This window comes from Rhizobium sp. 01N447_2 (genome assembly GCF_056399245.1).
Window position 1 is genome coordinate 228,082 of the sequence record NZ_JBFTQY010000017.1, and the last position, 9,398, is coordinate 237,479.

The window sequence follows — 9,398 nt, forward strand, 5'->3', positions numbered from 1 at the left end:
ATCGGGTGTGACATGGCAAGTCACGCCAATAATCGCGGGCGCTCTAAGCGATCATCATCCGATACCTTACGGAAATTGTGGCCCCTTCAAGTGGAGTTCGCCAGCCTTCATCGCGATGATAGGAAAACCGAGACCGAGCAGAAAAGCTGTCAGTGCCAGCCGAACGCGAACACGCTTTGGGACTTCGTGGGATGGACTTATAGCAGAATATAGGGAGCCATCAGGGCTGCCATATTTGCGGTTGCCCACTAGAAGGTAGCAAAAACGTCTTCAAATCGAGGTTTGGCATCTGCCGCACCATTCTCGTTCACGATCTTCTACCAGCCTCGATGCTATAGAGAAATGGGCCGTCGATATACGTTTGAAGGAGGGAATCTGCTGACCCCTGATCTCCATGCAATCCTTGGCGAACTCAGGGCTCGCGAACCGCTTTTCCATCATCGAGAGCTTGGCACCAGCCGCGGAGACCTTCTCAAAATGACGGCCGATGATTTTTGGGAGATCGGCGCAAGCGGTAAAGCCTACGACCGCGAATTCGTCATAGAGAACCTTTTGGAGTGTTACAAAAAGCCGGAACCTGAAGGCTGGTCATGCTCCGAATTCTCGATCCGCCAGCTTGCTGAAGGCCTCTACCAACTCAACTACATTTTGCAGCAGCCGGATCGCCGAACTCGCAGAACGACACGCTGGCGGAAAAACGACGACGCGTGGCAAATTGTCTTCCACCAGTGGCCAAAACCTCCGAGGTGTGACCAAAGCGCCGGTTACGGTCATGACGCCCGAGGATGTCGATAACCCTGCTAGCCCTCAGCTGCCGGCATGGGGTTGGACTGATGTCATGGCCTGGCCAAATCGGACCTCCGGGCAAACGAAACGCTACCCCTCCAATGCCTCTGCCCCAACATTCAGGCGACTTAGATCGACGAGAAAGTTCGGGTTAGAGGTCCCCTCCCCCGATAGCGGACAGCAGCTTCGCCTGTAGTAAGGCCCGCAGCCGGCATTTCGGAATTCTGGCGATGACGCATGATCCGAGACAGTGTCGGTTCGCCGGTGTCTGCGCAGATGCGGCCTTTCGTGTGTCGGGCTCGTCTCTGCGGGCCCCTCTTTGATCTCTGTGCACAGAAGTGATCCGGGACGTCTAGCGTCGCTGCCGCATTTTGGGGCGGCGTTTGGAAGATAGAGGCCCTCCCCTCCCCTCCCCTCCACTTCCTGCTTCGCGTCGGAAAAGGTGGTGATAACACCGCTGGCCTGTTCTCGGCGGGTTAAAATTGCGCTTATCTCTGCGCTTTACGCAATCCATGCGCAGACGAAAGATGGATCATGAACTTCAAGGGAATAAGCGCTCCGCTCAATGCTGGTCGTCTCGAACAAATGCTGGGCCTCGCCCCGTCGCGCCGCGATTCTGAAACTCAGGATGGAAGTGACAAGCCTTCTGGCAATGAACCCGTCCGTGGGCTGGAAACCGAAAACATTTACCGTTCGCCCGCTTATAAATGATCAGCCGGCAACGACGCTGAGTCGGGTCGAAAATGTGCCTCGATACTTTAGGGCTGGCTTTATGGATTCGGACACGACCGCCATTGTCAGCTGACAATTGAGCTAAGATTCCGGAATTCCACATGATTTTTTCGTCGAATCCGGGTTGTTAACCACTGGATAACCAAGAATTCGCTTGACGGAATCGGCAGACTCACGATCATTTGCGCAAAATGACCCAATTTATCAGGATTTGCGTGAATGCCGACCAAGGCCGCGATTGTTGAGAAAGCCAAGAGAGCGACGCGAGTCTCGATCGACGAGACGATCGCACAGGACTCGACGATGCTCAGCAGTCAATTGCAGGTGCTGTTCGAGCGGTTATTTTCGCCCGACGCCCGCAAATCGCTAAGGCGGTTCAGCAGCACCGAGACTGCCAAGCTGCTCGGCGTGACCGACAGCTATGTTCGCCACCTCGCCGCCCAGGTGGAAAGCATCAATCCGGAAAAGACTGCCGCCGGTCGACGAGTGTTCTCGCTTGAGGAAATCCATGCAATGCGCCACCATCTCGGGCGCACCAAACCCTCCTATCTGCCGATGCGCCGACCGGGCGACCATCTCCAGGTCATCGCCGTCACCAATTTCAAAGGTGGCTCCGGCAAAACGACGACATCAATCCACCTGGCGCAGTTCCTGGCCCTTCGCGGCTACCGCGTGCTCGCCGTCGATCTCGATCCGCAGGCATCGATGTCGGCGATGCTCGGATATCAGCCCGAATTCGACGTCGGCGAAAACGAGACGCTTTACGGTGCCATCAAATATGACGAAACGCGCCGCGACGTAGCCGACATTGTTCGCCAGACCTATTTTCCGGGCCTCGATCTCATTCCCGGCAATCTCGAACTGCACGAGTTCGAACACGATACCCCAAAGGCGCTCGCCGACACCAACCGCGACGACAAGGACATGTTCTTYATGCGGGTCGGCAATGCGCTGCATTCGCTGGAGCAGAGCTACGATGTCGTCATCATCGATTGCCCGCCGACGCTCGGCTTTCTGACGCTGTCTGCTCTCTGCGCTGCCACCTCGGTTCTCATCACCGTCCATCCGCAGATGCTCGACGTGGCGTCGATGAACCAGTTCCTGACGATGACCTCCGACCTTCTGGCTGTGGTCAAGCAGGCAGGCGGCAATCTCGATTATGATTGGATGCGCTATCTGATCACCCGTTATGAGTCCAATGATGGACCGCAGGCGCAGATCGTCGCCTTCCTGCGCAGTCTGTTCGGCGAGCGCGTGCTGACATCGATGATGGTCAAGTCGACAGCGGTCTCGGATGCGGGCCTGTCGAAGCAGACAATTTACGAGGCTGGACGCGAGACGATGCATCGCCAGACCTATGACCGCGGCGTTGAATCCGTCGACAGCGTCAATGCCGAGGTCGAGCAACTCATTCGCAGCGCATGGAGCAGGACATGAGCCCAAAAGGACGCGACATCCTGAAGAGCATGGTCGGCGCCGTCGAGCCGACACGACCGGAGGTGCCAAGCGTGCAACAGCCGCATCGGCCATCGGGAGCTGTCAAGGCGATGAACCTGTCGCTTGGACGGCTGGGAGAGGAAGCAGCCGCCGCCAAGGCGCTACGCGAATCGCTGGCCTCCGGCGACAAGGTGCTGGAGATCGATCCGGCTGCCGTCGAAATGTCCTTCATCCGCGACCGTATCCCGGTCGACAAGGATGCCGAGTTCGAGCGATTGAAGCAGTCCATCCAGGAAAGCGGACAGCAGGTTCCAATTCTGGTGCGGCCGGACCCGGCAAGGGCCGGGCACTACCAGGCCGCCTATGGCCACAGGCGCCTGCGGGCGGCCGCTGAGATCGGGGTTCCTGTTAAGGCCGTTGTACGAAAGCTCACAGATGAAGAGCTGATCCTTGCACAGGGCCAGGAGAACGGCCCCCGTGTCGACTTGAGTTTTATCGAGCGGGCACTGTTTGCACGCCGCATGGACGAGCATGGCTTCAGCCGTGACATGATTGCCAAGGCGCTGGCGACAGACAAGCCGGAAACGTCAAGGCTCCTGCAGGTGGCTCAGACGATCGATCCCGAGATCATTCTCGCCATCGGGCCGGCCCCCAAGGTCGGACGCCCGCGCTGGTTGGCGTTTGCCGAGAAATTCAGGGAGACGGGCGGGCAGAAAAAGGCGCAGGCTGCCATCAGAGCTGCTGGTTTCGTGACGTTGGAGACCAACAGCCGCTTCGATGTCATCTGGAAGGCGGTAGAGGAGAAGAGTGCACCTCAGCGGGCCGAGCAGACGCTCCGGACCCAGGGCGGCGCGCCGCTTGCTTTGGTGGCCCGCTCCGGCAAAACCTTTCGCATCACCGTCAAATCGGCGGCGTTTTCGGAATTCCTGGCTCAGCGGTTGATAGGCCTCGCCGCCGAGTTTGAAGAGGAAAATGAAGGAAAATGAGGCAATTAGACCGGTTGTCAGCTGACAATTCGGATAGGAGTTAACGCGCAAAAGAAAAAAGCCCCCGAACGTCACCGTCACGGAAGCTTTCCTCGTAGTCCTGAACACCTCCGAGAATCGCACTTCCGAGAATCGCTGTCAAGAGTTTTTGGCGCCGTTTTGGTGAGCGGATTTCTTTTGCCTCGTTGAGGTGGAAGGTATGGAAACCGGAAGTGTAACGACGCCCTTCGGGCGGCGGTCGATGACGCTTGGCATGCTCGCAAGCCAGGTCATGGCCGGGGAGATCAAACCGGATCAGTCGGTCGATAAGTGGAAATTGTTTCGCGCGCTGTGCGAAGCAAAGCCGCTGCTCGGCATTGGCGATCGGGCGCTTGCCGTGCTCAACGCTCTTTTGAGCTTTTATCCGAAGAACGAGCTGGCCCAGGGAAACGGTCTGATCGTCTTCCCGTCGAATATCCAGCTTTCGCTCAGAACGCATGGCATGGCCGAACAAACGGTGCGGCGTCATCTCGCCGCGCTCGTCGACGCAGGTCTTCTGCTGCGCAAGGACAGCCCCAACGGCAAGCGTTACGTCCGCAGGGACAGGGCAGGGGAGGTCGACGAGGCGTTCGGCTTCTCGCTGGCGCCATTGCTTGCCCGTGCCGAGGAGATCGAACAGCTCGCGGCCGCGGTGATGGCTGAGCGGCTGCATGTCCAGCGTCTGCGTGAACGCATCACTCTTTGCCGCCGTGACATTGCAAAACTGATCGAAGCGGCMGTTGAAGAAGACATCCCTGGGGATTGGCAAGGCCTCTACAGCGAATTTAGAGATCTGATCGAAGGCCTGCCGCGATCGCCGACGACAGCACAGCTCGAACTGTTGCTGGATGAATTGACGGGCCTGCGGACAAATATTCTTAACCAGCTGGAAATTCAGGTTAAATCAACAAAACAGCGCGGCAATGCCGATTATATCGAGCGTCACATACAGAATTCAAATCCCGAATCTACCTCTGAATTTGAACCAAGCTTCGAACCGAAGCAGGGCGCGACAGCTGAGCCAGACAACGACCGGGGGTCCGTGACGGTCGCGAAGGGAAGGGGTGAGACAGGCCATCCCTTCGCGCAGAAGGAGGAAGAGCAAAGTCGACGGCCAGGGGTCCGCAATGATGGTGGCGGGCTGAAATCCTTCCCACTCGGCCTGGTTCTGCAGGCCTGCCCGGAAATCCTTGCCTATGGGCCAGATGGCGCGATCCGCAACTGGCGCGATCTGATGGCCGCAGCCGTCATCGTTCGATCGATGCTGGGCGTCAGTCCATCGGCCTACGAAGAGGCCGCCAATGTGATGGGTCCGGAAAACGCCGCGACCGTGATGGCATGCATCCTGGAGCGAGGCGGCCACATTAATTCGGCCGGGGGCTATCTTCGTGGCCTGACGCGGCGAAGCGAAAAGGGCGAATTCGCGATCGGCCCGATGCTGATGGCGCTTCTGCGGGCAAATGCGCCAGCCGGGCGAAAAGTTGGATAGGCCTTGGGCTCCGGGCGGGCGGCGCCGGTAGCTAAGCTCGGGCAAAAGTCTGCAGGCTGCTACCAAAAGCTCTGGCGCGAAAGCCTTCGAAAGGAGTCTTTGGTTTTGCGGATCGTATGGTTGCGAGGTTTCGTTTTCGCAGGTAGCTACCGTCGCAAAGTGGTGCAAGCTTCAGAACAGGCGTGCAGCGGGCCCCTTTCGCCGATCGGCATTGTTATAATAGCTGGAGGCCTGTTGAACTGAGCGGAGGCGGGATTGCTCCATCGCCTCAAGAAGAGGGATCCTGCGGTTAGCAGCCTCGGTCAGATAACCGGAGCGTAGTCCGTGCGCCGAAAACTCCCCAGGCTCCAGCCCAGCCTCTGCCACCCGCCGCTTGACRATATCGTTGACCGCTTTTGGGTCGAGCGCCCGACGGGATACATTGCCCCGGCGATCGATCCCACGAAACACACTGCCGCTGTCAATCTTGGCTGACGATATCGAGGCGTGCAGCGCCTCCACGGGTCGCGCCTGTGAGATAGACGACGTCGTCATGGCTGGTGCTGGAATTCTTGGTGCGGCCGAGATGGATCGACAGGGAGGGGATGTCGCCCTCACTCGTGACTGGCGGCTTTGATCGTCAACTGCTCGCTGCGCAAACTGGCCACTTCGCTRCRCCGGCGGCCGCCTGGCGAGGACGCTGTTGGTCTTGTCCTCGATCAGCGACCGGGCCATGCCGGACAACCGGTCGCTGCCGATTGTCCGGCACTAGACGGCTTGGCTGTCGAGCAAAACCTTCATGCCTTGGGCTCGCGGTCGGCTGGCCTGCGCCGCCAGACACCGATGTCGTCATTCCAGTCGCCGGCGTCGATTGCCGCCTGTTCTGGATCGACCTCGTCGAACAGATCGTCCGGCAGGCCGCGCTGGCGCAGCAGGCCGTATGGGCGTTTTCCGTCATCGGCCGGGCCAATGCGGCCATAGATCTCATTGCCGCGCATGATGATGATTTCCTCGCCCTGGTTGGCACGTTCGAGCGCCGTTGCGAAAGTCTTGCGCGCGTCGCTGATCATATAGATCGTGTGGGCCATCGAGACGTCCGGGATTTTCTGGCGTAAAGCACGATACCATCGCCAAAGCGGCCGTCCAACAGCTGTGTACGCATCACTTCCGATAAGGGGTACATGCACGAACCCGCTTCGCGGGAGGGTGCGCGCGGTGAGGTTGGTGTGATTATCTGAAGTTCTAGGCAGGCAGAGGCTGTTGCCAGACGATTGAGTTCCCTTCAACGAGAGGAACTTTCCATGGCCAGCTTTTCAAACGATGCCCCGATCACACCGCTTCGCCAGCGCATGCAACAAGACATGGTGATGCGGGGTTTGGGAACCCATACGCAGCATGACTACATTCGTCATGTCCGGCGCTTCGCCGCTTTTCTTGGGCGCACGCCCGACACCGCGACGGCCGAAGACATACGGCGCTTCCAGTTGTATCAGCAAGAGAACGGTGTAGGCCCGGCGACGATCAATAGCACAGTCTCGGCGCTGCGCTTTCTGTTCACGGTGACACTGAGGCGGCGGGATATGGCGCGAGCGCTGGTGATAACCCGCAATCCGCGCAAGCTGCCCGAGGTGCTGAGCGTGGAGGAAGCCGCACTGCTGCTCGAGGCGGCACCAGGCATCAAATATAAAGCGGCGCTCGGCGTTGCCTATGGCGCGGGCTTGCGCGTCTCCGAGGTTGCGCACCTCAAGGTCGACGATATCGACTCGACACGCATGCTGATACGCGTTGAACAGGGCAAAGGGCGCAAGGACCGCAACGCCATGCTCTCGCCGCAACTCCTGGAACTGCTGCGACTGTGGTGGCGCGAAGGAAAGCGGCGCGGCGTCATGTTACCCCATGGCTGGCTGTTTCCGGGGCGCAGTTGCACCGATCCGATCTCGTCGCGGCAACTGCATCGCGCGGTGCAGGAAGCAGCCGAGGTTGCCGGCATCCGCAAGCGCGTCAGCCCGCATACATTAAGGCACAGCTTCGCCACCCACCTTCTGGAGGACGGCACCGATATCAGGGTCATCCAGGTTCTGCTCGGACACAGCAAGCTTGAGACAACCGCGCTCTATGCCAAGGTCTCGACCCGGACGATCCACGCGGTCGCGGGGCCGCTTGACCGGCTGATGGCGCTGATGGAAGGCAAGACGCCCGACGGCTGAGCCGTGCGCACCTCGATAGAGGTCGCCGATATCTTCCGTTTCGCCGGACCCGCCTACAGGGCAGCCCATGAAGGACATCTCAGCTTAGCCCAGCTCAAGGTGATGTCCGCGATCGAGCACTGCCGCACCGCTGCATTGGGCGGACATGTCGAGGCCTGCGAGGATTGCGGCCAATGGCGCATCGCCTACAATTCCTGCCGCAACCGGCATTGTCCGAAGTGCCAGGGTGCTGCCGCACGCACCTGGCTCGCTGAAAGAGAAGCCGACTTGCTGCCGGTGGGATACTTCCATGTCGTCTTCACACTGCCCGCCGGGGTCGCCGACATCGCATTCCAAAACAAGGCGCTGGTCTATGACCTGCTGTTCAAGGCCGCATCGGAAACGATGCTGACGATCGCTGCCGACCTGAAGCATCTCGGCGCACGCATCGGCATCACGGCTGTCCTGCATACATGGGGCTCGGCAATGATGCATCATCCCCATGTTCACATGATTGTGCCGGGCGGCGGCATTGCCCTCGACGGGAAACGATGGATCTCGTCGCGTGCTGCGTTCCTTCTGCCGGTGCGTGTGCTGGGCAAGCTGTTCCGCCGCCTGTTCCTCACTCGGCTCCTCCAGCTCCACGACGCCGGCCGGCTTGCCTTCTTCGGATCGGCAGCACATTTGGCTGATCGCCGGGCATTCGTGCGTCACCTGTCGCCGGTCCGCAAGACGCGCTGGGTCGTTTACGCCAAGCCACCCTTCGCCGGCCCGGAAGCGGTGCTCGCCTATCTGTCGCGCTACACTCATAGGGTCGCAATATCGAATAGCCGCCTCATCAGCTTCGACCAGAGCGGCGTAACCTTCCGCTACAAGGACTACCGCCGCGATGGAGCGGACCGGCAGCAGATCATGACGCTCACCACCGACGAGTTCATCCGCCGCTTCCTCCTCCATGTCCTGCCGCGCGGCTTCCATCGCATTCGTCACTACGGCCTGCTCGCCGGCGGCTCCCGCACGAGCAGCATCGCACGCGCGCGCGAACTCCTGAACGTCGCTCCCTGTCACGACGCAGCGGACGAACAGACCGACTTTCGCCCGTCATGTCCCTGCTGTGGCGGACGCATGATCATCATTGACGTATTCGAACGGTGGCGACAGCCGCGCGGGCCGCCAGACACGGCGGCAACGAACCGGGAGAACGCTTCATGACCCGGCATAGCCTGTTCATTCATGTGGCCACCTCACATCAACGTCGGCCAACGGGATGGCTTGCGCCAAGTGGAGTGGCGATAACTCTCAGTCTTGAAAACTCTCTCGGAGTCTCTGCGAAAATCTCTGCGATCACGCCTGCAGACGCCTTCTTCAACGCGCTTGGTCCTACGGACGCTGCTGTGATTGAGTGCCCCTGGGCCGCCCTGAAACACAAAACCCCATAGACCGGAGTGTGCGGACCGCGGGTTCCTGCATGAGAGGCTTTCGTACGCCTGACGGCACCCGAAACCCTAAACCTTATCGGAAGTGAGCGTCTCGTCTAAAATTCGCGGCCATGGCGGAAGCTAAGGCGGATATCGCTTCTGGTTAATGGCGTGTTTACCATGATTTCAAGGCATTAAGATCCAACCAAACTGTGCATCTTGGACTCTCGCGGGGGTAAGTGGGGCAGATTCGATGGCGCTGCCGGTTTGGCAGGCAGAAGCGTCGAGCGCTGATGACCGTTGGTGGCTCCAGCGTTTAAGCCCGGGCAAGGATGGTGGCCGGGAGAGACGGGATGGGGTGATCTTC

At 59.6% G+C, this 9,398-nt stretch carries 8 protein-coding genes and 1 pseudogene; 7 read left to right on the plus strand and 2 right to left on the minus strand.

What is annotated here, in order from left to right; translation table 11 throughout:
• The first annotated feature begins 477 nt into the window (after positions 1–477).
• From AC1ECN_RS14690 to repC, 5 genes are all read left to right on the plus strand, one after another.
• The gene (locus AC1ECN_RS14690) at positions 478–795 is read left to right on the plus strand and encodes a hypothetical protein (RefSeq protein WP_477953369.1); all 318 of its coding nucleotides are present in this window, start codon (positions 478–480) and stop codon (positions 793–795) included.
• Positions 796–1,320: 525 nt separating this feature from the next.
• Entirely contained in the window at positions 1,321–1,497 is a 177-nt protein-coding gene (locus AC1ECN_RS14695) for a hypothetical protein (protein WP_165411056.1), read from the plus strand.
• A 240-nt stretch (positions 1,498–1,737) separates the two neighbouring features.
• Entirely contained in the window at positions 1,738–2,955 is a 1,218-nt protein-coding gene (repA, locus tag AC1ECN_RS14700) for a plasmid partitioning protein RepA (RefSeq protein ID WP_018071682.1), read from the plus strand.
• Positions 2,952–3,941 (plus strand): plasmid partitioning protein RepB, encoded by a 990-nt coding sequence (gene repB / locus AC1ECN_RS14705; RefSeq protein WP_018071683.1) that lies wholly within the window; start codon positions 2,952–2,954, stop codon positions 3,939–3,941. The genes repA and repB overlap by 4 nt, the downstream gene beginning before the upstream one ends.
• A 199-nt stretch (positions 3,942–4,140) precedes the next feature.
• Positions 4,141–5,448 (plus strand): plasmid replication protein RepC, encoded by a 1,308-nt coding sequence (repC, locus tag AC1ECN_RS14710; RefSeq protein WP_477953373.1) that lies wholly within the window; start codon positions 4,141–4,143, stop codon positions 5,446–5,448.
• 171 nt (positions 5,449–5,619) lie between these two features.
• On the opposite strand, the pseudogene AC1ECN_RS14715 reads toward repC, so the two are convergent.
• Positions 5,620–6,128 (minus strand): annotated as a pseudogene (locus tag AC1ECN_RS14715) (tyrosine-type recombinase/integrase); the annotation flags it as partial.
• A 96-nt stretch (positions 6,129–6,224) separates the two neighbouring features.
• On the minus strand, positions 6,225–6,515 hold the full coding sequence (locus AC1ECN_RS14720; protein ID WP_018496360.1) for a type II toxin-antitoxin system Phd/YefM family antitoxin: 291 nt from the start codon (positions 6,513–6,515) through the stop codon (positions 6,225–6,227).
• A 213-nt stretch (positions 6,516–6,728) separates the two neighbouring features.
• Between AC1ECN_RS14720 and AC1ECN_RS14725 the strand changes: the two genes are divergently transcribed.
• Positions 6,729–7,634, plus strand: coding sequence for a tyrosine-type recombinase/integrase (locus AC1ECN_RS14725; RefSeq protein WP_477953375.1), 906 nt, complete (start codon positions 6,729–6,731; stop codon positions 7,632–7,634).
• A 3-nt stretch (positions 7,635–7,637) separates the two neighbouring features.
• Entirely contained in the window at positions 7,638–8,825 is a 1,188-nt protein-coding gene (locus tag AC1ECN_RS14730; protein ID WP_477953377.1) for an IS91 family transposase, read from the plus strand.
• The last annotated feature ends 573 nt before the right edge of the window (positions 8,826–9,398 follow it).

Coding starts and splice junctions, on each gene's coding strand:
- AC1ECN_RS14725 (WP_477953375.1), top strand. CDS start 6,729: ATGGCCAGCTTTTCAAACGATGCCCCGATCACACCGCTTCGCCAGCGC.
- AC1ECN_RS14695 (WP_165411056.1), top strand. CDS start 1,321: ATGAACTTCAAGGGAATAAGCGCTCCGCTCAATGCTGGTCGTCTCGAA.
- AC1ECN_RS14720 (WP_018496360.1), bottom strand. CDS start 6,515: ATGGCCCACACGATCTATATGATCAGCGACGCGCGCAAGACTTTCGCA.
- repB (WP_018071683.1), top strand. CDS start 2,952: ATGAGCCCAAAAGGACGCGACATCCTGAAGAGCATGGTCGGCGCCGTC.
- AC1ECN_RS14690 (WP_477953369.1), top strand. CDS start 478: ATGACGGCCGATGATTTTTGGGAGATCGGCGCAAGCGGTAAAGCCTAC.